17 protein-coding genes, 13 tRNA genes, 4 rRNA genes and 1 pseudogene are annotated in these 25,289 nt (G+C 46.6%); 32 read left to right on the top strand and 3 right to left on the bottom strand.

Features of this window, described 5'->3' with window-relative positions; all coding sequences use genetic code 11:
- The first annotated feature begins 128 nt into the window (after positions 1 to 128).
- The 6 genes and pseudogenes from rplM to MKX75_RS25610 all read left to right on the top strand — a co-directional run bounded on the left by rplM (position 129) and on the right by MKX75_RS25610 (position 5,262).
- Positions 129 to 566, top strand: coding sequence for a 50S ribosomal protein L13 (gene rplM / locus MKX75_RS25635; protein WP_024633564.1), 438 nt, complete (start codon positions 129 to 131; stop codon positions 564 to 566).
- A 19-nt stretch (positions 567 to 585) separates the two neighbouring features.
- Positions 586 to 978, top strand: a complete 393-nt coding sequence (rpsI, locus tag MKX75_RS25630) for a 30S ribosomal protein S9 (protein WP_017692105.1) — start codon at positions 586 to 588, stop codon at positions 976 to 978.
- Between the two features lie 780 nt (positions 979 to 1,758).
- Positions 1,759 to 2,451 (top strand): phosphoadenylyl-sulfate reductase, encoded by a 693-nt coding sequence (locus tag MKX75_RS25625; RefSeq protein WP_062836192.1) that lies wholly within the window; start codon positions 1,759 to 1,761, stop codon positions 2,449 to 2,451.
- A 22-nt stretch (positions 2,452 to 2,473) separates the two neighbouring features.
- Positions 2,474 to 3,258, top strand: a pseudogene (locus MKX75_RS25620) (hypothetical protein).
- Positions 3,259 to 3,326: 68 nt separating this feature from the next.
- The gene (cwlD, locus tag MKX75_RS25615) at positions 3,327 to 4,082 is read left to right on the top strand and encodes an N-acetylmuramoyl-L-alanine amidase CwlD (protein ID WP_339167361.1); all 756 of its coding nucleotides are present in this window, start codon (positions 3,327 to 3,329) and stop codon (positions 4,080 to 4,082) included.
- Between the two features lie 79 nt (positions 4,083 to 4,161).
- Positions 4,162 to 5,262 carry an Mrp/NBP35 family ATP-binding protein gene (locus MKX75_RS25610; RefSeq protein ID WP_076334118.1) on the top strand — a complete coding sequence of 367 codons (1,101 nt, stop codon included), beginning with the start codon at positions 4,162 to 4,164 and terminating at the stop codon, positions 5,260 to 5,262.
- Between the two features lie 85 nt (positions 5,263 to 5,347).
- On the opposite strand, the gene gerD is transcribed toward MKX75_RS25610, so the two are convergent.
- The gene (gene gerD, locus MKX75_RS25605; protein ID WP_339167360.1) at positions 5,348 to 6,103 is read right to left on the bottom strand and encodes a spore germination lipoprotein GerD; all 756 of its coding nucleotides are present in this window, start codon (positions 6,101 to 6,103) and stop codon (positions 5,348 to 5,350) included.
- A 125-nt stretch (positions 6,104 to 6,228) separates the two neighbouring features.
- Between gerD and MKX75_RS25600 the strand changes: the two genes are divergently transcribed.
- Complete coding sequence (locus tag MKX75_RS25600) at positions 6,229 to 6,861, top strand: KinB-signaling pathway activation protein (RefSeq protein ID WP_339167359.1); 633 nt, start codon at positions 6,229 to 6,231, stop codon at positions 6,859 to 6,861.
- Between the two features lie 100 nt (positions 6,862 to 6,961).
- Here the strand turns inward: MKX75_RS25600 and pdaB are convergent, their stop codons facing one another.
- Complete coding sequence (pdaB, locus tag MKX75_RS25595; RefSeq protein WP_339167358.1) at positions 6,962 to 7,738, bottom strand: polysaccharide deacetylase family sporulation protein PdaB; 777 nt, start codon at positions 7,736 to 7,738, stop codon at positions 6,962 to 6,964.
- Between the two features lie 122 nt (positions 7,739 to 7,860).
- On the opposite strand from pdaB, the gene MKX75_RS25590 reads away from it, so the two are divergent.
- From MKX75_RS25590 to MKX75_RS25500, 19 genes are all read left to right on the top strand, one after another.
- Entirely contained in the window at positions 7,861 to 8,478 is a 618-nt protein-coding gene (locus tag MKX75_RS25590; RefSeq protein ID WP_339167357.1) for a stage II sporulation protein M, read from the top strand.
- 154 nt (positions 8,479 to 8,632) lie between these two features.
- On the top strand, positions 8,633 to 8,863 hold the full coding sequence (locus MKX75_RS25585; protein ID WP_017692114.1) for a hypothetical protein: 231 nt from the start codon (positions 8,633 to 8,635) through the stop codon (positions 8,861 to 8,863).
- A 479-nt stretch (positions 8,864 to 9,342) separates the two neighbouring features.
- Positions 9,343 to 10,895: ribosomal RNA gene (locus tag MKX75_RS25580) — 16S ribosomal RNA — on the top strand.
- 158 nt (positions 10,896 to 11,053) lie between these two features.
- Positions 11,054 to 11,170, top strand: a 5S ribosomal RNA gene (rrf, locus tag MKX75_RS25575).
- A gap of 36 nt (positions 11,171 to 11,206) precedes the next feature.
- Positions 11,207 to 11,283, top strand: a tRNA-Ile gene (locus tag MKX75_RS25570).
- A 23-nt stretch (positions 11,284 to 11,306) separates the two neighbouring features.
- Positions 11,307 to 11,382: transfer RNA gene (locus MKX75_RS25565), tRNA-Ala, on the top strand.
- Between the two features lie 207 nt (positions 11,383 to 11,589).
- Positions 11,590 to 14,515 (top strand): 23S ribosomal RNA (locus MKX75_RS25560).
- Positions 14,516 to 14,594: 79 nt separating this feature from the next.
- Positions 14,595 to 14,711 (top strand): 5S ribosomal RNA (rrf, locus tag MKX75_RS25555).
- The 16S, 23S and 5S rRNA genes sit together here with 13 tRNA genes alongside, the layout of an rRNA operon.
- Positions 14,712 to 14,795: 84 nt before the next feature.
- Positions 14,796 to 14,871: transfer RNA gene (locus MKX75_RS25550), tRNA-Asn, on the top strand.
- A 3-nt stretch (positions 14,872 to 14,874) separates the two neighbouring features.
- Positions 14,875 to 14,947: transfer RNA gene (locus tag MKX75_RS25545), tRNA-Thr, on the top strand.
- 10 nt (positions 14,948 to 14,957) lie between these two features.
- Positions 14,958 to 15,029 (top strand) — tRNA-Glu (locus tag MKX75_RS25540).
- 7 nt (positions 15,030 to 15,036) lie between these two features.
- Positions 15,037 to 15,112: transfer RNA gene (locus MKX75_RS25535), tRNA-Val, on the top strand.
- An 11-nt stretch (positions 15,113 to 15,123) separates the two neighbouring features.
- A tRNA-Gln gene (locus tag MKX75_RS25530) sits at positions 15,124 to 15,198 on the top strand.
- A 9-nt stretch (positions 15,199 to 15,207) separates the two neighbouring features.
- Positions 15,208 to 15,283: transfer RNA gene (locus MKX75_RS25525), tRNA-Lys, on the top strand.
- Between the two features lie 6 nt (positions 15,284 to 15,289).
- A tRNA-Leu gene (locus tag MKX75_RS25520) sits at positions 15,290 to 15,370 on the top strand.
- 10 nt (positions 15,371 to 15,380) lie between these two features.
- A tRNA-Gly gene (locus MKX75_RS25515) sits at positions 15,381 to 15,455 on the top strand.
- A gap of 7 nt (positions 15,456 to 15,462) precedes the next feature.
- A tRNA-Arg gene (locus MKX75_RS25510) sits at positions 15,463 to 15,539 on the top strand.
- A 17-nt stretch (positions 15,540 to 15,556) separates the two neighbouring features.
- Positions 15,557 to 15,630, top strand: a tRNA-Pro gene (locus MKX75_RS25505).
- A 12-nt stretch (positions 15,631 to 15,642) separates the two neighbouring features.
- Positions 15,643 to 15,713 (top strand) — tRNA-Gly (locus tag MKX75_RS25500).
- Positions 15,714 to 15,925: 212 nt separating this feature from the next.
- On the opposite strand, the gene MKX75_RS25495 is transcribed toward MKX75_RS25500, so the two are convergent.
- Positions 15,926 to 16,264 carry a WGxxGxxG family protein gene (locus tag MKX75_RS25495; protein ID WP_339167356.1) on the bottom strand — a complete coding sequence of 113 codons (339 nt, stop codon included), beginning with the start codon at positions 16,262 to 16,264 and terminating at the stop codon, positions 15,926 to 15,928.
- Between the two features lie 578 nt (positions 16,265 to 16,842).
- On the opposite strand from MKX75_RS25495, the gene ppc reads away from it, so the two are divergent.
- From ppc to glmM, 6 genes are all read left to right on the top strand, one after another.
- Positions 16,843 to 19,635, top strand: coding sequence for a phosphoenolpyruvate carboxylase (ppc, locus tag MKX75_RS25490; RefSeq protein WP_339167355.1), 2,793 nt, complete (start codon positions 16,843 to 16,845; stop codon positions 19,633 to 19,635).
- A 268-nt stretch (positions 19,636 to 19,903) separates the two neighbouring features.
- Complete coding sequence (gene sigW, locus MKX75_RS25485) at positions 19,904 to 20,470, top strand: RNA polymerase sigma factor SigW (protein WP_017692117.1); 567 nt, start codon at positions 19,904 to 19,906, stop codon at positions 20,468 to 20,470.
- 136 nt (positions 20,471 to 20,606) lie between these two features.
- Positions 20,607 to 21,221 carry a zf-HC2 domain-containing protein gene (locus tag MKX75_RS25480; protein WP_036614042.1) on the top strand — a complete coding sequence of 205 codons (615 nt, stop codon included), beginning with the start codon at positions 20,607 to 20,609 and terminating at the stop codon, positions 21,219 to 21,221.
- Between the two features lie 313 nt (positions 21,222 to 21,534).
- Complete coding sequence (cdaA, locus tag MKX75_RS25475; protein ID WP_017692119.1) at positions 21,535 to 22,371, top strand: diadenylate cyclase CdaA; 837 nt, start codon at positions 21,535 to 21,537, stop codon at positions 22,369 to 22,371.
- Positions 22,364 to 23,857 (top strand): CdaR family protein, encoded by a 1,494-nt coding sequence (locus MKX75_RS25470; protein WP_339167353.1) that lies wholly within the window; start codon positions 22,364 to 22,366, stop codon positions 23,855 to 23,857. The genes cdaA and MKX75_RS25470 overlap by 8 nt, the downstream gene beginning before the upstream one ends.
- A gap of 72 nt (positions 23,858 to 23,929) precedes the next feature.
- Positions 23,930 to 25,270, top strand: a complete 1,341-nt coding sequence (gene glmM, locus MKX75_RS25465; RefSeq protein WP_062836345.1) for a phosphoglucosamine mutase — start codon at positions 23,930 to 23,932, stop codon at positions 25,268 to 25,270.
- Positions 25,271 to 25,289 lie beyond the last annotated feature (19 nt).

The following is a 25,289-nucleotide window of genomic DNA, read 5'->3' as shown; positions in this document are numbered from 1 at the left end:
TGGCTTTCCCACAGCCCCAATTAAGAGGTTCACATCGAATTTACAATCCATCAACACCTAAAGTTATAACTTAACGAACGAAGATAAATGAAAATGATGATTTTGAACATTTTAAGGAGGAACTTTTCATGCGTACTACGTACATGGCTAAGCCTAACGAAGTTGAGCGCCAATGGCACATCATTGATGCTGAAGGCAAAACCCTCGGACGTTTGGCGAGCGAAGCAGCTGCTTTGATTCGCGGCAAACACAAGCCACAATTCACTCCACATGTGGACACTGGCGATTTCGTTGTTATCATCAATGCTGAGAAAATCGTATTGACTGGTAAGAAAATGCAAGGTAAAAAATACTACCGTCACTCAATGCACCCAGGTGGTTTGAAAGTAACTACAGCTGAAGAGATGGTTAAAAACAAACCTGAGCGTATGTTGGAATTGGCTGTTCGCGGTATGCTTCCAAAAACTCGCATGGGCGAGAAAATGAAGTTGAGACTTAAAGCGTACAGAGGCACTGAGCATCCACATGCAGCACAAAAACCAGAAGTTTACGAACTTCGCGGTTAATTAAAAGGAGGACAGTTTCATGGCACAAGTACAATACTATGGGACAGGTCGTCGTAAACATTCGGTAGCACGTGTTCGCCTTGTACCGGGTGAAGGACGCATTGTCATCAATAAACGTGATATTAATGAATACTTCGGTTTGGAAACACTCAAACTGATCGTAAAACAACCACTGAACTTGACAGAAACGCTTAACAACTATGACGTTCTTGTTATTGCTCATGGTGGCGGAATCTCCGGTCAAGCCGGCGCAATCCGTCATGGTATCTCCCGCGCTCTGTTGAAAGCAGATCCGGAATACCGTGCATCTCTGAAAAAAGCAGGATTCCTGACTCGTGACCCACGTATGAAAGAGCGTAAAAAATACGGTCTTAAAGCGGCTCGTCGCGCACCTCAGTTCTCCAAACGTTAATATTAAAAGCCTTTGGCCTCGGTCAAAGGCTTTTTTATATGTTCATGACTACTCACTTATACTGCATCAGTTGGTGTAATATAGCTCTCATATCTCTCCACATGCTTGTACATTGTACCTTCATTGCTGTTGTCGAGTCCTCTTAATGTTCCTCCATACAACCTTTTAGTATGTGCGTTAATACATCTTAAAGAACCTCTCTAAATCCGTTTTACATCATTCGATTTACTCTTATCGATCTTTCACCTCTACTTTCTATAAAAGCTCCCTATATGATCATCTGTGGAGACTCACGCTGAATTCACTGAATGCATTCGGTATGCTGTTTTGAACTTCATTCTCTGATCTAAGGCTCATCAGTATTTCTTATGGAAACGATAAAAGTCCCTTACATATCAATTACTATATGTTGCAATCCTACTCAGCTTCAAACTTGTTCTTTTCTTTCTTCATTCTCAATCAACTGGCGCTTTTAATTCAGTTCATGTAGACATGAACTGTGCAAACCTAACAGCAGCAAAGGTTCCAAGGGTATGTGATCTATTTTGATCTGCCCGGTGACTTGGAGCAATTGGATTGTTTTTATCTGACTAACAGAGAAATGCGTAAACTGTACTAAAATATTGTGTGAAAGAGACGTTTAAGTGAGGGTAAAAACTGATTTATTTTACCATATGGCAGGCATTGACATCCCCAATGAAAGATTTATACTAAACATAATTCATATTAGATTAGTCGGCTTTAGAATGTATTGAAATGCAGAATGGGGGAAATTCACAGATGAACTTGTTGGAGAAAGAAGAATTGGCACGGACTAAGGCAGAGGAACTGGAACATGCGAGTCCAGAGGATATTATTCGGTATGCGATTGAGACATTTCCAAATATCACTTTTGCATGTAGTTTTGGTGCAGAAGATGTCGTACTTGTAGATATGCTGCAAAAGATCAGCCCATCCACAGATATTTTTTATCTGGATACAGATTTTCACTTTAAGGAAACATACGAAACACGTGATAAGATGCAGGAGAATTATAATCTTGATTTTGTACGTGTATCACCTAAGATTACGCCTGAAGAGCAGGCAGCTCAACATGGTGAAGAGATGTGGAAGTCTGACCCCAACGGATGTTGCAATATCCGCAAAGTCGAGCCACTGACACGTATTCTTTCACAGTACGATGCATGGATTACAGGTATCCGTAGAGATCAAGCACCAACCCGTGCAAATTCGAAAAAGATTGAATATGACTCAAAATTCGGCTTGATGAAGTTTAATCCAATTGCGCATTGGACGACGGAAGATGTATGGCAATATATTCGTGACAATAACGTTGTGTATAACCCGCTTCATGATCAGAACTACCCGAGTATTGGTTGTGAGCATTGCACACGTCAAGTTATGCCTGGCGAGGACCCACGTGCTGGACGCTGGTCTGGTAATGATAAAACGGAATGTGGCCTTCATAAATAATAGATAAACAAGGAGCTGCAAGATGACATCGATTCTGCTTCATGGAGGTACGCTGGTGCAGCGTATTCTACAAGGAGAAGAACGGGAGCAGTTGTTGCAAGACCAGTATGAATTTATCCTCTTTGCGTAGTAATACTTGGACGATATCAGATTTGGATCTGATTGGTGTGGATGCGTTCTCGCCACTTCAAGGTTCCATAAATGAGGAAGATTACCTTTCGGTTGTGTCTCGCATGCGTTCGTGTATGGAACCGTCTGGAGTATACCGATTACACTTATTGTTGACGATACACAGGTGGCATCCCTCCAGATTGGTGAACGTGTGAAACTTGTTGCTGATCAAGATGGGGTAACCGATGGTTTGCTCGAAGTCCAAATTATATACCAGGTGGATCAGGGTGAAGAAGCACGGCGTGTATTCAAAACAGATGATCCAGAGCATCCAGGTGTGAAAAAATGGTTGGAGCGTCCTGCAACATACGTAGGAGGTCCAATTCAAATTCTAAACCGTCCGAAATATTGGGCGAATATACGGAACGTATGAAGCACAGGAGATTTATACTAACTTTACGGTTGAGGAACTGGGGAACACTCGGTTGTTCTTCGAGCATAGTTTCTTCTGTACCAACTGTGGAAATATGCCATCCAGCAAAACTTGTTCACAGGATAAGGAACACCATATGACGCTTTCCGGCACCAAAGTGCGCGGATTGCTACGGTGACGGCCAATGCCCTTCGCCTTAATTTACACGTCCTGAGGTAGCTGAGGTGCTGATTGAAGGAATGGCGGAGCAAGTCTGGTCCTAACGGTATATTTGTCCATCTTGTCCCATATAGATGATTAGAGTCATTTATAGGGACGAGGTGGTTTTTTTATGCGTAAAAATATGGGGAAGCACTTTGTAGTCTGGATTAGGTTAAAGACAATCAAAAGGGTCATGTTAAGCCTCGGTTTGCTGGCCATGTTAGTGGCGGTAATGTCCTATGAGCTGCCTTCAGCGAAGACGTCAGGTTACTGGAGTTTGCCGATGGCAGGTAAAGTCATTGCTATTGATGCAGGACACGGAGGTCCAGATGGAGGAGCGGTGAGTAAACAGGGGGTTATTGAAAAGGATATCAACCTGGCTATCGCCTTGTATGTAAGAGATTATTTGCAACAGGCAGGGGCCTTAGTTGTGATGACACGAGAAATAGACACCGATCTGGCGGAATCAGACACCAAGGGGTACTCCAAACGTAAGACGGAAGATCTGAAACAAAGAGTAAGGAGGATAGAGGATAAGCAAGCGGATCTTTTTATCAGCATTCACATGAACAGTGTTCCTTCAAACCGATGGAGTGGAGCGCAGGTTTTCTATACACCTAACCATCCGGATAACGAAGGACTGGCCAATCTGCTTCAACAAGAGATGGTTCGTAATCTCGAGAATACTGATCGAATCGCCAAAACGGTGAATACAGTTTACCTGTTACAGGCTCTGAAAATCCCGTCAGCACTGGTAGAAGTGGGTTTTCTTTCTCATCCAGAAGAGGCACGTATGCTTGCGGACGAAGCTTATCAACGTAAAGTAGCTGCTTCGATCTATAATGGGGTTCTCAGATATTCCTCAGGAGAACGACCTAAAAGTTAGTCATAACAAGAAGGGTAATGATATAATTGGAACAGCATACCTAATTACATGCCAATAGATAAAGCTGAGGTGCTGTCTGATGTTATCAAAAGAACAGATACTTGAACTATTACAGCCATTACAAGAACCGCAGTTGGGAGTAAGTCTGACCGAACTGGAATGGGTTCGTGATATTATGGTGAAAGAAAATCATGTGGCTCTGACCATGGTGACACTGGAGAATCGGCCTGAGGATACAACAGCCTTGAGCGATGCAGCGCGTAATCTGTTGTCCCAGCACGGAATGAAGGATGTACATATTCGCGTGCGTGCAGCTTCTGAGCATGATCGTGAGAGCCTGAATATGGGACAACCTGATGATGAGCCGGATCCGGACGAAGTGCTTGTGAAAGGTCATGCAGCGGGTCTGGATGGACACGAGCTGTTAAGTCCTGAATCGGGTGTTCGTTTTATCGCAGTGGCCAGTGGTAAAGGTGGCGTTGGAAAATCAACGGTGACCGTTAATCTGGCTGCAGCCTTGGCACGACAAGGAAAGAAAGTGGGATTAATTGATGCCGATATCTACGGCTTCAGTGTACCCGACATGATGGGGATTGAGGAATATCCGGTCGTGGAAGATGGCGTTATTCAACCGGTTGAGCGTTTCGGCGTCAAAGTCATGTCGATGGGCTTCTTTATTCGGGAGAACAACCCGGTAATTTGGCGTGGACCCATGCTCGGTCGGATGCTGCGTCAATTCTTTACGGATGTTCAGTGGGGTGAGTTGGATTATATGTTACTCGACTTGCCACCAGGTACGGGAGATGTTGCTCTGGATGTGCATCAGATGTTGCCACAGAGCAAGGAAATCATCGTTACCACGCCGCATGCAACAGCAGCTTTTGTCGCAGCACGTGCAGGTGCGATGGCCATTCAGACCGATCATGAGTTACTTGGTGTGGTTGAGAATATGGCTTACTACGAGTGTGGCAGTTGCGGAGAGAAGGATTATGTCTTTGGTCGTGGAGGTGGGGGAAGGCTTGCGGAGAGTCTGCATACGAGCTTACTTGCCCAAATTCCATTAGGCACTCCGGATAATCATCCTTCCGAGCCAGATTTCTCACCTTCTGTGTATAAAGCAGATTCCCGTATCGGATCCATCTACGATGAAGTTGCCCGATCCATTGAATCGAAATTCTAATGGCATGAGTGTATAAATACAACTAAAGCCTGCGTCCATTTGGATGCAGGCTTTTCAGATGCTATGGTGTATCAACACCTACTGTTTATGAACCTCCGCCTTCACCAGAATCTCCACTGCTTCCACCATCTCCGCCATCGCTACCTCCCTGACCTTCTTGTTGTCCGCCTTGTTCTTTTCCCTCTTCTCCGCCACTTTCTACTTTGGGTTGTAATTCCTCCTGCACAACCTTCTTGAGCAAAGTGAGTACTTCCATGCGGAATAACGGGTTCTGCATCACTTCCTGCATAACAGTCATCGTCTGTTTACGATAATCCGGAGTTTTGGTCATATCCATGAACATCTTGGATACCTCAGGTGACTTCATGATGTCTCCAACAGACTTTTGATATGTGGGATCTTTGATCAACTGCATATGGAGTTGTTTGCTTTGCGCGTTGATCACTTTGGCAAATTCCCCGGCAAACTGTGGATCTGTCATGATCTTCTCGAATTCCTTCTGGTATTCGGGAGCTGTAATGGTATCTTTTACTGCAATACGTATTTGTTCCGAAGATTGCACAGGCATTAACATTTTCATACCAATGGTTCCCGAACCACCACCCGATCCGCCGCCACCTTCTTCTGAACCGCCGCCTTCACCGCTGGATGAGCTTTGACCAGTAAGAGCTTCCTCCACGGCTTTCTTGCCTTCATCACTTTTCAAAATATCGACAACCATCGTTTTCATCTCTTTATAACTGCCCTGAGGAGGCGAAGAACTCTGATCTGAACCGCAGCCGGCAAGCATGACGGATAGCCCCAGTACGACACAGCATAGCTGCCACAAAGGCCGTTTCATGTGTACAATCCCTCCTTGATTAGATACTGGATGTAGTATGTGATGGGAAAGGGGGAAATATGTTGAGCAATGATGGTTTTTTGCTGTGAAGGTTGGTAAAATAAACACTCGGGGGTGGAAAACATTTGAATTTACGTAAATGGTTTTTCCTGTTTTGGACAGCCTTGCTTATTGGGGCCGCGGGAGCACTAGGCACAGGATTGATTATGATGCTGGTGAACGGAGAGAAAACAAATGGATTGAATGATTTTCTTCTGTATCTTCTGATACTCTTTGGATCAGGGGTTATGATCAGCGTGTATTCACAAATGGGTTTCTTTGCATATCTGATATTGAATTATATGGGTAAAGGTGTTTTTTCAAAGCGCGGTTGGCAGATTGTGCAGATTGTACTTACAGTGTTAGCCCTGCTTGACGTGATGTTTTTGCGCCTGTTTGTTGGGGGAGACCGGGAACGCATATCGGATATCGTGCTAGGTATCATTATTTTGGCAGCAGCAATTGTTACCGCTTACGTTAAAGTAAAACTGACTCATATCTCCGCGCTCGTACCTACACTCTTTTTCATGATTGCCGTCACCATAGTGGAGACGATCGGTGTATTACGTATTGATGTGAACGCTGCAACCATATTTATTGTGGTTCCTTTGCTCTTATGTAATGCATACCAAATGCTGATATTGCACAGGCTGGTGGGTGTATCTACGAACCAGAGTGTAAGTGGAAAGGCAGAACACTTGAAAGAAAGCCGCGCATAGAATGCATTTTGCATAAAAAACAGACCAAAAAGAGCTAACCAGGTTAGCTCTTTTCAACGTTTAACCTCGTGTTTAGGCTGTCGCTCCAGAAAGCAACCACTTACTGATTACTAGCTTGGTCTCGAACTTCTTTCCCCTCGACACTGGAATGGTTTAGCAATTCCGAGACGGTAACGAATTCATAGCCCTGATTTTTCAACTTGTCGATAATGACAGGGAGTGCTTCATGCGTTTGTTTGGAGGAATCGCTTGCATGCAGTAACACGATGTCACCCGGATGTGCTTTACTAACCACGCGATCAACAATAGTCTGTACACCAGGGTTTTTCCAATCCAGGGAATCAGTATCCCACTGTACAACCTGATAGTTCAGACTATTGGCTACCTGAAGCACACGCTTGTCAAAGTCCCCGTTGGGCAGACGCAATAATTTCGGTTCTTTTCCCGTTAAATCGGTTAAAATGCTATGAGCTGTCGAAATTTCTTTGCGAATTTCTTCCTCGGTCAGGCTGCTGTAATTCTCATGTCTATGTCCATGGCTACCAATTTCATATCCTGCATCTTTGATTGCTGTAACAATTTCGGGGTGTGTCTTGCTCCAGGGGGAGGAAAGGAAAAAGGTTGCCTTCTGCACTTTATTCTCCTGAAGAACTTTCAAAATCGGCTCTGTCCGTTTATCACCCCAGCTAATGTCAAAGGTTAGTGCAATCACTTTCTTCTCGGTTGGAACGCTGTACACGGCTGATGGTGCTTCCTCCGAGAATACGGAGACATTACCTCTCTCCAGATAGATAATACCGATCGCAAAGACGGCAGCAACCAGGACAATCAGGTAACGTTTAATCTTTTTGCCGCTAAATACATAGAACGAGTTCATTTCAATAAGCGCCCCTCTCCCATAAGAAATGCTTGTTTACTCTCCAATGTATGCTCGTACTGCCCAGTTATTCGTCACTGAACCTTGTTTGTCCATCATTTTAGATTCTACAGGAGGTTATTATGTTAAAATTCAGTACATTTCTTAGAGATCTTGGTTCCATCCGTGGTGCATTGATTTGGTCCGTGGTTTTGTTTGCCGTAGGAATAGGGGCAGGATGGGTGAGTACAGGTCCATTGGAGAAACTGTTGTTAGACCAAATTGGAGGATTACGCGAGGTCAGTGAACGACTGGAGCAGGGAGGCAATGTGCAATGGAACTTCTTCCTGTTTATCTTTTTCAATAATGCCATCAAAAGTGTACTTGTCATCTATGCCGGTATATTCTTCGGAATCTTGCCTGTCATCTTCCTGCTGATCAATGGGATGGTCCTTGGATTTGTAGTGCACACCACGATGAATTATGGAGCAAGCTTCTATGACATTGTGGTTAAAGGCTTACTTCCGCATGGCATTATTGAGATTCCGGTGATTATTATTGCTTGCGCATTCGGACTGAAGTTTGGTGGACTAGTTATCAAAAGCCTTGTACACGTTGGCAGTGACAAACGAAATACGATTGGGACGCGGTGGAAAGCATTTATGAATAGGACCTTAACGGCATCTTTCTGGGTTGTCATCTTGCTTCTTGTAGCAGCGATCATTGAAAGCACACTTACGTATGCTCTGGTGAGAGGATAAAATTTTGTGATGGTTGGCATTCATAAATTTTCAGAAAGTTGACCATAACAATAAAACGGGTTCCAGCAGCACCCATAAAAAGCGAATGCACGGGGTGCTGCATGAAACTTGTGTAAGTGTGATAAAGAGGCTATGCACAAAAAGGAGAACTCTAATGCTGGGTATGTTGTTTAACGAGAAGGAATGCAAGGAACTAGACTATGTGCTGCGTAAAGAATTAGATGAAATGCTGTTCGATCTAAGTGATAATCGTCTTGACCAAGAGATTAAATATGCTATCGCGAGCCGATATAAGACTGTGTTCCGCATGTATGCACGCTTTGCCCCGCCAAAAGAGTTGTCCAAGTATGCAAGAGGTGGGAAGCTGAAAAAGTCGAAGCCGTAATGCTAAAGCTGGTCATATATTAGGTGTACAGTAGTGGATGCGAGGTGCGGCTCTTAATATCGGGTGCTGTACCTCTGAACCATGACAATGTTGAAATTACGTAGGGGTTCATACTTTTTGTCGAAAAAGGGTTGACCTTTCTAATTTCATATGGTAAATTAATTTTCGTTCCTTTTTTAGGAGCGGTTCACCGAAACAAGCATGTAAATAAAACGATTGAAAAATAATCGAAAAAAATGCTTGCAAAGAGAACTTCAACATGATATATTATAAAAGTCGCCGCTGAAACGACGACAACATGAAAGTTAGCAACAAATTGAATGTTTGATCTTTGAAAACTGAACAACGAGTGAGTAAACATTCTGCTTGCAGGATGAACGCGAAAGTTTGAAACAAGCCTTGGCTTGAATCGGCTGGAGCACAAATGAGATTTTTAATCTCGTCAGATTCAAAATGAGCTTATCGCTCTTTTCAATACTTTATTGGAGAGTTTGATCCTGGCTCAGGACGAACGCTGGCGGCATGCCTAATACATGCAAGTCGAGCGGACTTGAAGAGAAGCTTGCTTCTCTGATGGTTAGCGGCGGACGGGTGAGTAACACGTAGGCAACCTGCCCTCAAGTTTGGGACAACTACCGGAAACGGTAGCTAATACCGAATAATTTTTTTCTTCGCCTGAAGAGAACTGGAAAGACGGAGCAATCTGTCACTTGGGGATGGGCCTGCGGCGCATTAGCTAGTTGGTGAGGTAACGGCTCACCAAGGCGACGATGCGTAGCCGACCTGAGAGGGTGATCGGCCACACTGGGACTGAGACACGGCCCAGACTCCTACGGGAGGCAGCAGTAGGGAATCTTCCGCAATGGGCGAAAGCCTGACGGAGCAATGCCGCGTGAGTGATGAAGGTTTTCGGATCGTAAAGCTCTGTTGCCAGGGAAGAACGCTTGGGAGAGTAACTGCTCTCAAGGTGACGGTACCTGAGAAGAAAGCCCCGGCTAACTACGTGCCAGCAGCCGCGGTAATACGTAGGGGGCAAGCGTTGTCCGGAATTATTGGGCGTAAAGCGCGCGCAGGCGGTCATTTAAGTCTGGTGTTTAATCCCGGGGCTCAACCCCGGATCGCACTGGAAACTGGGTGACTTGAGTGCAGAAGAGGAGAGTGGAATTCCACGTGTAGCGGTGAAATGCGTAGATATGTGGAGGAACACCAGTGGCGAAGGCGACTCTCTGGGCTGTAACTGACGCTGAGGCGCGAAAGCGTGGGGAGCAAACAGGATTAGATACCCTGGTAGTCCACGCCGTAAACGATGAGTGCTAGGTGTTAGGGGTTTCGATACCCTTGGTGCCGAAGTTAACACATTAAGCACTCCGCCTGGGGAGTACGGTCGCAAGACTGAAACTCAAAGGAATTGACGGGGACCCGCACAAGCAGTGGAGTATGTGGTTTAATTCGAAGCAACGCGAAGAACCTTACCAGGTCTTGACATCAGCATGACCGGGCTAGAGATAGTCCTTTCCTTCGGGACATGCTAGACAGGTGGTGCATGGTTGTCGTCAGCTCGTGTCGTGAGATGTTGGGTTAAGTCCCGCAACGAGCGCAACCCTTATATTTAGTTGCCAGCACTTCGGGTGGGCACTCTAGATAGACTGCCGGTGACAAACCGGAGGAAGGTGGGGATGACGTCAAATCATCATGCCCCTTATGACCTGGGCTACACACGTACTACAATGGCCGGTACAACGGGCTGCGAAATCGCGAGATGGAGCCAATCCCAACAAAGCCGGTCTCAGTTCGGATTGCAGGCTGCAACTCGCCTGCATGAAGTCGGAATTGCTAGTAATCGCGGATCAGCATGCCGCGGTGAATACGTTCCCGGGTCTTGTACACACCGCCCGTCACACCACGAGAGTTTATAACACCCGAAGTCGGTGGGGTAACCGCAAGGAGCCAGCCGCCGAAGGTGGGATAGATGATTGGGGTGAAGTCGTAACAAGGTAGCCGTATCGGAAGGTGCGGCTGGATCACCTCCTTTCTATGGAGAATCGTTTCCTGCAATGGAAACATTCAAATAAGCAGGTTCTAAGAACCTGCAACAGCGATTCATTTTGGTCCATCACTTCGGTGTGGATGAAATGAAGAGCACAAACTACTCACTCGTTGCTCAGTTTTGAGAGCTCAAACTCTCAAACGTTTGGTGGCGATAGCGAAGGGGTTCCACACGTTCCCATCCCGAACACGACCGTTAAGCCCTTCAGCGTCAATGGTACTTGGACCGCAGGGTCCTGGGAGAGTAGAATGCCGCCAAGCGTAACCCATTTTGGGTTCAAATAGTATATAAAATGTGGGCCCTTAGCTCAGTTGGTTAGAGCGCACCTCTGATAAGGGTGAGGCCGGTGGTTCGAGTCCACCAGGGCCCACCATCTATACCTTTAAAACTTTATATGGGGCCATAGCTCAGCTGGGAGAGCGCCTGCCTTGCAAGCAGGAGGTCAGCGGTTCGATCCCGCTTGGCTCCACCAAAAATGTTTTACAAGCTTGTTCTTTGAAAACTAGATATCGAAACGAAACAAACGCGAATTAGAACATTCCTTTTTAGCTGAACTTGTGTTAAACAAGTTTTAATAAAAACGGTAGTTAATTGCTTTTGCGATGGTATTGAATGGGAGCGACTTTTGGATTTGCGCAAGCAAAACAAGGGAAGCGAGCAGTCAAAACCGGAGCAATATGGTTAAGCTACTAAGAGCACACGGAGGATGCCTAGGCGCTAGGAGCCGATGAAGGACGTGGCGAACAACGAAACTGCCTCGGGGAGCTGTAAGCAAGCTTTGATCCGGGGGTGTCCGAATGGGGAAACCCAGCTGGGGTAATTTCCAGTTACTCATAACTGAATACATAGGTTGTGTAGAGGCATACCAGGGGAACTGAAACATCTAAGTACCCTGAGGAAGAGAAAACAATAGTGATTCCGTCAGTAGCGGCGAGCGAACGCGGAGAAGCCCAAACCAGAGAGCTTGCTCTTTGGGGTTGTGGGACGTCTCACATGGAGTTACAAAGGAACCGATTAAGCGAAGAGGTCTGGAAAGGCCCGCCAAAGAAGGTAAAAGCCCTGTAATTGAAAGTCTGTTCCCTCCGAGACGGATCCCGAGTAGTGCGGGGCACGTGAAACCCCGTATGAATCCGGCAGGACCATCTGCCAAGGCTAAATACTTCCTAGCGACCGATAGTGAAGCAGTACCGTGAGGGAAAGGTGAAAAGCACCCCGGAAGGGGAGTGAAATAGAACCTGAAACCGTGTGCTTACAAAAAGTCAGAGCCCGTTTTAGGGGTGATGGCGTGCCTTTTGTAGAATGAACCGGCGAGTTACGTTCCCGTGCAAGGTTAAGGTGAAGAGCCGGAGCCGCAGCGAAAGCGAGTCTGAATAGGGCGACTTAGTACGTGGACGTAGACCCGAAACCGGGTGATCTACCCCTGTCCAGGGTGAAGGTGCGGTAACACGCACTGGAGGCCCGAACCCACGCATGTTGAAAAATGCGGGGATGAGGTGGGGGTAGCGGAGAAATTCCAATCGAACTCGGAGATAGCTGGTTCTCCCCGAAATAGCTTTAGGGCTAGCCTCGGAAAACAGAGTCGTGGAGGTAGAGCACTGATTGGGTGCGGGGCCCGCAAGGGTTACCAAGCTCAGTCAAACTCCGAATGCCATAGACTTACTTCCGGGAGTCAGACAGTGAGTGCTAAGATCCATTGTCAAAAGGGAAACAGCCCAGACCATCAGCTAAGGTCCCCAAGTGTGTGTTAAGTGGGAAAGGATGTGGAGTTGCACAGACAACCAGGATGTTGGCTTAGAAGCAGCCACCATTGAAAGAGTGCGTAATAGCTCACTGGTCGAGTGACTCTGCGCCGAAAATGTAACGGGGCTAAACACACCACCGAAGCTATGGCTTGATGCTTTGCATCAGGGGTAGGGGAGCGTTGTATAAGGGTTGAAGGTGTACCGTAAGGAGCGCTGGACATTATACAAGTGAGAATGCCGGTATGAGTAACGAAAAGATCAGTGAGAATCTGATCCGCCGAAAGCCTAAGGGTTCCTGAGGAAGGCTCGTCCGCTCAGGGTAAGTCGGGACCTAAGGCGAGGCCGAAAGGCGTAGTCGAAGGACAACAGGTCGAAATTCCTGTACCACCGTAAGCCGTTATGAGCAATGGGGGGACGCAGTAGGGTAGTGACGCGGACTGATGGATGTCCGTCTAAGCAGTAAGGCTGATGTGTAGGCAAATCCGCACATTGTAAGGCTGAGCTGTGATGGGGAGTGAAAATTACAGTAGCGAAGGTCATGATCTCACACTGCCAAGAAAAGCCTCTAGCCAGGTGATGGTGCCCGTACCGCAAACCGACACAGGTAGGCGAGAAGAGTATTCTAAGGCGCGCGGAAGAACTCTCGTTAAGGAACTCGGCAAAATGACCCCGTAACTTCGGGAGAAGGGGTGCCCCGGTAGTGTGAATAGCACGAGGGGGCCGCAGTGAAAAGGCCCAAGCGACTGTTTAGCAAAAACACAGGTCTGTGCGAAGCCGTAAGGCGAAGTATACGGGCTGACGCCTGCCCGGTGCTGGAAGGTTAAGGGGAGTGGTTAGGAGCAATCCGAAGCTGTGAACCGAAGCCCCAGTAAACGGCGGCCGTAACTATAACGGTCCTAAGGTAGCGAAATTCCTTGTCAGGTAAATTCTGACCCGCACGAATGGCGTAACGACTTGGGCGCTGTCTCAACGAGAGATCCGGTGAAATTTTAATACCTGTGAAGATGCAGGTTACCCGCGACAAGACGGAAAGACCCCATGGAGCTTTACTGCAGCTTGATATTGAATTTGGGTACGATCTGTACAGGATAGGTGGGAGCCTTTGAAACGTGAGCGCCAGCTTGCGTGGAGGCAACGTTGGGATACCACCCTGATCGTATCTAGGTTCTAACCTGGTACCGTAATCCGGTGCGGGGACAGTGTCAGGTGGGCAGTTTGACTGGGGCGGTCGCCTCCTAAAGAGTAACGGAGGCGCCCAAAGGTTCCCTCAGAATGGTTGGAAATCATTCGAAGAGTGCAAAGGCATAAGGGAGCTTGACTGCGAGACCTACAAGTCGAGCAGGGACGAAAGTCGGGCTTAGTGATCCGGTGGTACCGCATGGAAGGGCCATCGCTCAACGGATAAAAGCTACCCTGGGGATAACAGGCTTATCTCCCCCAAGAGTCCACATCGACGGGGAGGTTTGGCACCTCGATGTCGGCTCATCGCATCCTGGGGCTGAAGTAGGTCCCAAGGGTTGGGCTGTTCGCCCATTAAAGCGGTACGCGAGCTGGGTTCAGAACGTCGTGAGACAGTTCGGTCCCTATCTGTCGTGGGCGTAGGAAATTTGAGAGGAGCTGTCCTTAGTACGAGAGGACCGGGATGGACGTACCGCTGGTGTACCAGTTGTTCCGCCAGGAGCACCGCTGGGTAGCTATGTACGGACGGGATAAACGCTGAAAGCATCTAAGCGTGAAGCCCCCCTCAAGATGAGATTTCCCAGTATGTAAGACCCCTTGAAGACGACGAGGTAGATAGGCTGGGGGTGGAAGTGCAGCAATGCATGGAGCTGACCAGTACTAATCGGTCGAGGGCTTATCCAAATATGCAAGTTCTGATCGCGTAAGTTTCGTTTCGAATCTAGTTTTCAGAGAACAACAACTCTGAAATGTAAGCACCGCGTTTGGTGGCGATGGCGGAGGGGTTCCACACGTACCCATCCCGAACACGACCGTTAAGCCCTCTAGCGCCGATGGTACTTGGACCGCAGGGTCCTGGGAGAGTAGGACGCCGCCAAGCGAACTCTTTCATCATACATAGAAAACAGGCTCTGCATGTGGACGTTGTACGATGAATTGCATTTGCACTGCAAATGCATATTATTCCCTGATAGCTCAGTTGGTAGAGCACTCGACTGTTAATCGAGTTGTCACAGGTTCGAGCCCTGTTCGGGGAGCCATTTGCTCTCATAGCTCAGTAGGTAGAGTGCATCCATGGTAAGGATGAGGTCACCGGTTCGATCCCGGTTGAGAGCTTTGAAAATGGGGCCCGTTGGTCAAGGGGTTAAGACACCTCCCTTTCACGGAGGTAACAGGGGTTCGAATCCCCTACGGGTCATATAGATGGAGGCTTAGCTCAGCTGGGAGAGCATCTGCCTTACAAGCAGAGGGTCGGGGGTTCGATCCCCTCAGCCTCCACCATCTAATTTTAATGGGGATTAGCCAAGCGGTAAGGCAACGGACTTTGACTCCGTCATGCATAGGTTCAAATCCTATATCCCCAGCCATTTTATTATGAGTCATTAGCTCAGTTGGTAGAGCACCTGACTTTTAATCAGGGTGTCGAAGGTTCGAGCCCTTCATGACTCACCATTATATGCGCGTGTGGCGGAATTGGCAGACGCACTAGACTTAGGATCTAGCGTCTTTGACGTGGGGGTTCAAGTCCCTCCACGCGCATCCCTTATTTGCGGAAGTGGCTCAGCGGTAGAGCATCGCCTTGCCAAGGCGAGGGTCGCGGGTTCGATTCCCGTCTTCCGCTCCAATATTTTGCGCCCTTAGCTCAGCTGGATAGAGCGTTTGACTACGAATCAAAAGGCCGGGAGTTCGAATCTCTCAGGGCGCGCCATTATTTTTTTTTAGTATCGGGATGTAGCTCAGCTTGGTAGAGCACCTGGTTTGGGACCAGGGGGTCGCATGTTCAAATCGTGTCATCCCGATTTTATGCTTATGCGGGTGTAGTTCAATGGTAGAACTTTAGCCTTCCAAGCTAATAGCGTGGGTTCGATTCCCATCACCCGCTTACATAATGAAGAAGCCTTTGCAGATGCAGAGGCTTTTTTATTTTTACACAGAGTAACAGATATTTTTATGTAGAGTACAGTACAGGTTTACTTAAAAAGAGCCAAGACCCCTTTGCAATCCAAATAGGGAGGTCTTGGCTCTTCTGTTTACCTCTGTGAATGAGACGCTTCTAAGACACAGTAGCCATTGTTACGTAAACGTGACCGCAATTTAACGTTCGTTATGATCATTAACTCTTCTACGCATCCCAGCTAAACCAAGCAGTCCCAGCAAACCGAGCCAGCCCCAATCCATACCGTTATCACGGTTGGTTGTCGTGGCATTAGCACGAACACTGTTGGTACGATAGTCACCATTGTTGCGGTAGTTTCCATCCATGTTCATGTTGGTGTTTGTACGATCAAGGTAGTTAGTGTTTTGATAAGACTGGACACGTGAGCCGGTTGTATCTGTTCCTTTGGCCGTATGACCATCAGCAGCAGTAGCAGGACCAGCTATCGCCGCTACCAGAAGCACGGAAGCAATAATTGTCGTACCTTTTTTCATCATTTGAGTTCCTCCTTTTTGGTTAGAGCTATAAATTAATCTGCCCAAAAAGACAAGGACAATATGTAGAAATGGTCTGTTAAGATATCCCTTTGACTATAGTGGATTAACAAAGTACATAAGAAACTCGCCCTATAAGCAAACTGTAGTAGAAAGAAAATTTATAATTACATCTTTAATTTATTGCGTCACTGTGGTAAAGTATACAAAAGCTTGCTTTGCCGGTCATGTTTCTTTGTATATCATCTGTTCTCAAACAATGAAATTATGCGGTTTAACCTTACAATCAGGTACATGGGATCATATCTAAAAGAACTGTATAATTATGAATTTTTTAGAATAGGTATGAGACATTTGAGTTATTTAAAGTACGTGAAAAAGGTATCATGCGACAGCATATGACCATTAATTGAAGCAGAACAAGAAAATGAATAAAAAAGCGTGTTTTTGTGCTGTAAATCGGGGATAATCCCCATTTTTTCTAGTAGAAAAATAAAGATTTTCGTACCATTTTATTGTATGATGTTATGAAGGTGTCAAATTTACGTGTACGAATGGAACGATCAGATGGGAGGATAAGCATGACTGAAACTATGGTAACCGCCAGCAAAAGCCAATCCAACAACCTGCTTCGGCGAGACGTGCGGTTCCTGGGCAATATACTCGGGGAAGTTCTTGTCCATCAAGGCGGCACGGAGCTTCTAGATATCGTTGAGAAGATTCGGGAAACGAGCAAATCGTTACGTGCAGAATTTTTGCCAGAACTCTATGCAGAGTTCAAAACGATGATCCAGGAATTAGACTCGGACAATCGTCATCAGGTTATTCGGGCTTTCGCTATTTATTTTCAATTAGTTAATATTGCTGAACAAAACCATCGGATCCGGCGTAAACGGGATTATGAACGTTCTGCAGGGGACGCTGTGCAGCCAGGATCGATTGAGAAAGCAGTACAGGATCTGAAGGAACGTGGATTGTCTCATACAGAGGTGGAAGAGATTCTTGACGATCTGTCGCTGGAACTCGTTATGACAGCTCACCCAACCGAAGCCATGCGCCGGGTTATTCTGGACATCCACAAACGGATATCCGAAGATGTCATGCTACTCGATAATCCTACGCTGACGTTGCGTGAACGTGAACAGTTGCGAGAGAAACTGTTGAATGAGGTTATTACCCTCTGGCAGACGGATGAACTTCGCGACCGCAAACCGACTGTACTCGATGAAGTGCGGAACGGGATGTATTACTTTCATGAAACGTTGTTCCACGTACTTCCGGATGTATATCAGGAGCTGGAACGCTGCCTGAACAAATTTTATCCTGACCATGACTGGCATGTGCCGACGTATTTGCGGTTCGGTTCCTGGATCGGTGGAGACCGGGATGGAAATCCTTCGGTAACTTCAGATGTAACATGGCAGACACTGTTGATGCAACGCAAGCTAGCTTTGCGTGAGTACCAACGGATTATGATTGAACTTATGGGCCATCTCAGCTTCAGCACGAACATCATCCATGTATCGGATGAGCTGGTGCAGTCGATTGAGCAGGACCGCAATTATGTTACATTGAAAAAAGTGGATATCTGGCGGAATGAAAAAGAGCCATACCGCATCAAATTGGCCTATATGATTGCCAAGCTGAACAATGTACTGGATGAGAACAAATTAGGTCAGCCTGACCGTTATGATAGCGCTCAGGATTTGATTGATGATCTGATGATCATTGATCGAAGTCTGCGCCATCATTTTGCCGATTACGTAGCGGATACGACTATCCGCAAAATGATTCGTCAAGTCGAGTTGTTTGGTTTCCATACCGCGGCATTGGATGTGCGTCAGCACAGTAAGGAACATGAAAATGCGATGTCAGAAATTTTGGCGAAAATGAACATTGTAGAAGATTATGCACGTCTGACAGAGGACGGTAAAATCGATCTGCTTGCTCGTTTGCTCGATGATCCGCGTCCACTTACTTCTCCTTACCACCAATACACGGAGGGAACCAAAGAGTGTCTGGATGTCTTCCGTACCATTAAGCGTGCCCAGAACGAATTCGGGACCGGCTGTATCACAAGTTACCTGATCAGTATGACGCAGGGCGCAAGTGATTTGCTGGAGGTTATGGTATTCGCGAAGGAAGTGGGCTTATTCACCAAAGGTCACAACGGTGAGGTTGTATCTACACTTCAAGCGGTACCGCTGTTTGAAACGATTGATGATCTACATGCGGCTTCGGACATTATGGAGAAGCTGTTCCATCTTCCTGTATACCGCGCAAGCGTAAGAGGACGGAACGAACTGCATGAAATCATGCTTGGTTATTCAGACAGTAACAAGGATGGCGGAGTGGTTACAGCCAACTGGGAACTGCGCGTAGCAATGAATGCGATCACGGCTGTAGGTAATGAACACGGCGTTAAGCTGAAGTTCTTCCATGGACGTGGCGGGGCTCTGGGACGTGGTGGCATGCCACTCAACCGCAGTATTCTTGCTCAACCACCACATACCATTGGTGGAGGCATCAAGATTACAGAGCAGGGAGAGGTTATTTCTTCCCGTTACTCCCTTCAGGGGATTGCGTACCGTAGTCTGGAGCAGGCAACATCTGCTTTGATTACAGCAGCACTGAATGGTCTTGAGCCGCAAGAATCAGAATCTGAGCGTCATTGGGATAGCATCATCAAAGAGATTTCGGAAGTATCTCTGACGAAATATCAGGATTTGATTTTCCGTGATCCAGACTTCTTTACATTCTTCAAGGAATCCACACCGCTTCCAGAGGTGGGTGAACTGAATATTGGTTCACGTCCGTCCAAGCGGAAGGGTAGCGACAAGTTCGAAGATCTGAGAGCAATTCCTTGGGTATTTGCATGGACGCAAAGTCGTTATCTGCTTCCGGCATGGTATGCGGCAGGAACAGGGCTGCAAAGTTACTATCAGGATAAAGAGGAAAATCTGGTTGTCCTGAAAGAAATGTATGCAAGCTTCCCATTCTTCCGCACGCTGATTGATACGGTTCAGATGGCTGTAGCCAAAGCAGACCTCGTGATTGCCAAAGAATATTCAGCAATGACTTCGAACAAGGAAGCCCGTGATCGCATCTACGGTCAGATCGAAGCCGAATTCAAGCTCACAAAAGAGCTGATTCTGAAAATTACCGGAGAAGCTGAGATTCTGGATGATGTACCGGTTATTCAAGAATCGATTCGTCTTCGTAACCCTTATGTGGATCCGTTATCCTACATGCAGGTTCAACTTCTGAGCGAGCTCAGAGATATGCGTGAACGTGGTGAGGACGATACGGAGCTACTTAGAGAAGTGTTGTTGACTATCAACGGCATTGCTGCAGGGTTGCGTAATACAGGTTGATTATTAAACTGATGCATATGAATGATTTTGATTCATATGTAACAAAGTACTCATTACTTTGTTAACTAAAAAGCTCCATTCTCTGCTCTACGGAGTGAGAGATGAAACGGGACTCCTGCGGGAGTTCCCGTTTTTACTGTTTTTGGCGGATATTTGTCATACAGTCTTGATTTTTGACCAAAGTTGATTTACGATTTGATTGGTGAATTACAAGTGTGGACGGGTATCAGAAGACGGAAGACCCATCAGCATGTCTGGGGGAATAAGGGTGGACAATTTGGAGAACAGGCTTGTTAAACTGGTGCTCAAGGGCGACCAGAGAGCCTTCGCAGAAATCGTTGAACTATATAAGGACAAGCTATTTCATTTGGCATACCGGATGCTGAACAATCGTCATGAAGCTGAAGACGTTGTGCAGGAGACGTTTTTACGTGTGTTTCGTAACATGGAGAAGTACGATCCGAACCAGAAGTTCTCAACCTGGATCTACCGGATCGCGACCAATCTGTGTATTGACCGACTGCGTAGAAAGAAACCTTCATACTCTTTGGATGCTGAACTGAATGATCAGGAAGGATCTGATGGTTACGCGATGCTCCCGAGTGATGATCGTACACCGGAGAGTGAAGCACTCCTGTCAGAAACGCAGACACTCATTCGTGAAGCCATTGACAGTTTGCCAGCCAAGTATAAGTCCGTTATGATTCTGAGATATTTACAGGACTTGTCGCTACAGGAAATCAGTGATGTGACAGGTATGCCCGTAACAACGATTAAGACACGCGTTCATCGGGGCCGTGATTTTCTACGTAAAAAATTGGAGTATAAGTTATAAATGTTAAACGCCTTTAAATATGGGCGAAATTAATTGAAACATATCCGAAACGGATGCGTATGTAATGTATGCAAGTCTTATGCGTGCTTTTTAATGGCTCATGGACTAAGTGATTTAAGAAAGGATTGGCTCTCATATGGATTGCAACTCGGCCGTCTCTTTAATGCATGAATGTTTGGATGAGTCGTTGTCCCCGGCCCAGAAGGTGGAACTGAAAAGTCACCTTGTGATCTGTCCGGATTGTCGCATGCGCTTTAAAGAGTTGGAACAGACGGAAATGCTACTCTTTGCCATGAAACACTATTCACCGTCTGCCTCTGATGAGCTGACCAATCGAATTATGAATGCTCTGCCCCAGCCCAAGAGACAGCAAGCATGGCTCAAATGGGTCAAAGGACATCCCGCGCTGACGGCGGCAGCCTTCTTTTTGGTCGTGATGCTCTTTAGCGCCTTGAATTTCTGGAATCAGAACAACGAAATGGTCGTTAAGGGAAATAATCTGGACCAGATCGTGATTCAGGGTAACACGGTTATTGTTCCTGAAGGTAAGTCAATTGCTGGCGATCTTACGATAGAAAATGGAACCGCACAAGTATATGGTGATGTGAACGGCAATCTGACGGTTATCGACGGACAACTGTTTCAGGCTTCAACGGCGCATATTTCAGGTCAGGTGAAAAGTATTGATCAGGCGCTGGACTGGTTCTGGTACAAAATAACCAATATGGTAAATGAAGTGGCTTATCGCTAGAACAGGGTAAAATCTTCAATGGTATATACCAAGCAGGGTACCTCCAGATTGCATGGGGTACTCTTTTTTTATACGCAAACTTTGTAATTCATGGTAAATGTGATGTTTATGTGCAGTTTGAGACTGCCGTAACTTGCAACCTGAACGTTAACGTTATAACCTAGATACTAAAGAGAACATACTACTACATATAGATAAGCATTTTGCAGGAATCCAAGATGCAAAAATGCGGAGATAAAGGATTATTTAAAATCCTAATGGGTTAATATGAGATCAGGGTTTACTCATCAATGGGGATAGCGGGGGCTGGCTTATGAATTATTTTGCTGACTTAACGTGGACAGAGTCCATTAAGGACGTTATCGATATATTGATCGTTACCTATATTATGTACAAACTGATTTTGCTTGTGCGAGGTACGCGTGCGGTTCAGCTCCTAAAGGGCATTCTGTTCCTTGTGCTGATCTGGGCATTAAGTACGTGGCTAAACCTGTATACGCTCAAGTGGTTGATGAACCAGATGTTCACGTTTGGTGTCGTTGCGGTGTTCATTATCTTTCAGCCGGAACTGCGCCGTGGTCTGGAGCAATTGGGACGCGGTAAGCTGTTTGGACGTTCAGCGGCAGCGAGTGATGAAGAATTAACGGTGTTAATTGGTGAGATTATTAAGTCTGTTAATTATTTGTCACGGCGTAAAATTGGCGCATTGGTCGTATTTGAACGTGAAACGGGTCTGAACGATTACACGGAATCGGGCATTAAGATGCACTCTCTGGTCAGTTCGGAGCTGATGATTAACATTTTCATTCCAAATACACCGCTCCATGATGGAGCCGTCATTATACAGGGAAAACAGATTTCGGCGGCAGCCTGTTATTTGCCATTATCAGAAAATCCGTTTATCAGTAAGGAATTAGGAACACGCCACCGTGCAGCAATCGGGATTACCGAAGTTGCAGATGCGATTTGTTTGGTTGTCTCCGAGGAGACAGGACAAGTATCACTGGCAATGAATGGACAGGTCGTTCGTGATATTAAGGAAGAATCACTGATTGCCAAACTGTATGAGGAGTTGCGCCCTACATCCAATCTGAAAAAGAATGGCTGGACAACCTTCTGGAAACGGAAGGGAGGACGTAACAATGGATAAGTGGTTTAACAATAATAACTTTGCCAAAATACTTGCGCTTGCGGTGAGCCTGCTGCTCTGGTTCATGATTCATCTGGATGAAGTACCGACCACTCCTACGATTACGACAGGCACAACCAACAAGGTTGTGGAACGTACGGTGCCTGTTCAACCTTATGGATTAGACAGCAACAGCTATGTGCTTACTTCATTAAGTACGGATGAGGTCCGGCTGGAGATCAAAGGACAGCGCTCAATGCTAACATCGATTTTTACCAATGATGATTACAAGGTACTGGTCGATCTGAGTCAGGTGAAAGATGGGTCCAATACACTGCCGCTGGTACCTGATCTGCCTTCAGGGGTAGAAGTGGTCAGCATGGAACCTTCCATGGTTACGGTGAATGTAGAAAAATTGGGCACCAAATCCTTCAATGTGAATATTGTACCCGAAGGGGAAACATACGCCGGATACAGTGCTGGAACGCCCGTAATTGAACCTTCAGCTCCGGTTAAGGTAACTCTGCCCGAAGGGCAGCTTGAGGCTGTAGCGAAGGTCCAGGGCAGTGTGAGCGTGAAAGATGCCAAGGAAGATGTTATACAGAAAAAAGTGAAGCTTCAGGCATACGATGCTGAAGGCAAGGTCCTTGAAAATGCGATTATAACGCCTCAAACGGTTGAAGTCCGAGTTCCGGTCAATCAGCCCTATACATCTGTACCCTTAAGAATCAAATATTCGGGACAGCTTCCGGAAGGCCTGGTACTCTCCACGGTAGAGCCAAGCGTGAAAGAAGTCTCGGTTTATGGATCAGAGGATGCGCTTGGGGGTATACAGTCCTACGACCAAGTAACCCTTGATCTGACGCAGTTTGATCAGTCGGGTACGTCGACAGTTAACGTGGACTTGACGCCGCCTTCCGGTTTTGAGAAAATCGAGCCTAGTTCGATTCAGATTAAGGTAACCATATCACCATTTGACGAGGCAGAGGAGACGACCAAAGTCTTTCCGAACGTCCCCATTACGCTTACAGGTGCGGGGAATGGACTGGAAGGTACGCTGGTTACGCCTCGAAGTGGCGGTCTGAACCTCACACTTACAGGCTCAGCAAGCATGCTTGAGGGACTGAGTAGTGATGATCTCACGTTGACCGGGGATCTTGCTGGCCTTGCGGTCGGAACGCATGAGATCAAGCTTGAAGCCGATCTGCCCCGTTTTGCCAAGCTGGATGAATCATCCACTGCATTGAGTGCGACGGTCAAAATTAGCGAAAAAGCTGAAGACACAACGACCACTCCTGGCGAAGAACCGACGGACGAGGGAACGGTAGCACCTGACCCTACACCAGCCGAAGTCGAAAATGGGGAAACAGAGACTGCTCCTGATGAAGAAGAAACGGAATCGAATACGGATAATCAGGATCAGGGCCAACAGGGGAGTACCACCAATCGTGGAAATTTAAATAACAATAACAGCGGTACTGGCAGTAAAAGTGGCTCAAATCCGTAAACGATCTAATTTTAAAATTCTTAAAAAATAATAATAGTGCTCGTATATGATGCGAATAGAAGGAGTTAAATCATGGGGAAATATTTTGGTACAGACGGAGTAAGAGGGGTTGCCAATAAAGAGTTAACGGCAGAACTGGCTTACAGCATTGGACGTTGTGGTGGTTACGTGCTTGCAGGTGGTGTGGAAAGACCAAAAGTGGTTATCGGCATGGATACTCGTATCTCGGGATTGATGTTGGAATCCGCACTGGTTGCAGGTCTGTTGTCCATTGGCGCTGATGTGATTCGTCTGGGCGTTGTATCCACTCCGGGAGTGGCTTATATTTCACGTTTGTTGAAAGCTGACGCGGGCGTGATGATCTCGGCTTCTCACAATCCGGTTGAGGATAACGGAATCAAGTTCTTTGGCGGAGATGGTTTCAAGCTGTCTGATGAAACAGAGAACCGGATTGAAGAACTGATGGATGCGGAGACAGATCAATTGCCACGGCCAGTTGGTGGCGGCCTGGGTACCGTAACGACGGATGAAGAATCCCGTTATCGTTACCTCGATTTCCTGAAAACAACAGTAAATGAGTCGTTCTCTGGTCTTAAAATTGTTTTGGACTGTGCAAACGGGGCAGCTTATGAGCTGGCACCGAAGTTGTTCAGTGAACTTGGTGCAGAAGTCATTGCCATTGGCGCTGAGCCTAACGGCCTGAATATCAATGAGCAATGTGGATCAACTCATCCAGAGAACCTGAAACAAGAAGTGCTCAAACATGGAGCAGATCTGGGTCTTGCTTTTGACGGGGATGCGGATCGTCTGATTGCTATTGATGAGACAGGCGCTGAGGTGGATGGAGATTTCATTCTGTGTATCTGTGGTGATGCGATGAATCGTGCGGGAAAACTGAAAGATAGTACAGTTGTATCGACCGTTATGAGTAACATCGGGTTCTACAAAGCAACGGAGAAACTTGCACTGAAAACAGCTAAAACGGCTGTAGGTGACCGTTATGTGATGGAGGAAATGCGTCGCGGCGGTTACAACCTGGGCGGAGAGCAGTCTGGCCATGTTATTTTCCTGGATTACAATACAACTGGTGACGGTATGCTGACTGCGATTCAACTCGTGGATACGCTTAAAGCTTCCGGTAAAAAACTGAGTGAACTTAAAGCGCTGATGACTCAGTACCCACAAGTATTGGTGAATGTGCGTGTTGAAGATAAGAGCAAATACGAGGGAAATTCAGCGATTGAGCAAGCTATTGCTACAGTAGAACAACAACTCGGCGATAATGGACGGGTACTCGTTCGTGCTTCAGGTACTGAATCCCTGATCCGTGTTATGGCGGAAGGACCAGACAAAGACGAACTTGAACAATTTGTGTCCCAAATCGCAGATGTAGTGCAAAAAGAACTGGTATAGGACTGAAAGAAATCCCTTG

The sequence above is a fragment of the Paenibacillus sp. FSL R5-0341 genome (assembly GCF_037975235.1).
In the GTDB taxonomy this organism is placed as follows: domain Bacteria; phylum Bacillota; class Bacilli; order Paenibacillales; family Paenibacillaceae; genus Paenibacillus; species Paenibacillus amylolyticus_A.
Note: the sequence above shows the minus strand (reverse complement) of the source record. Positions and strands in the feature narration are given on the sequence as shown.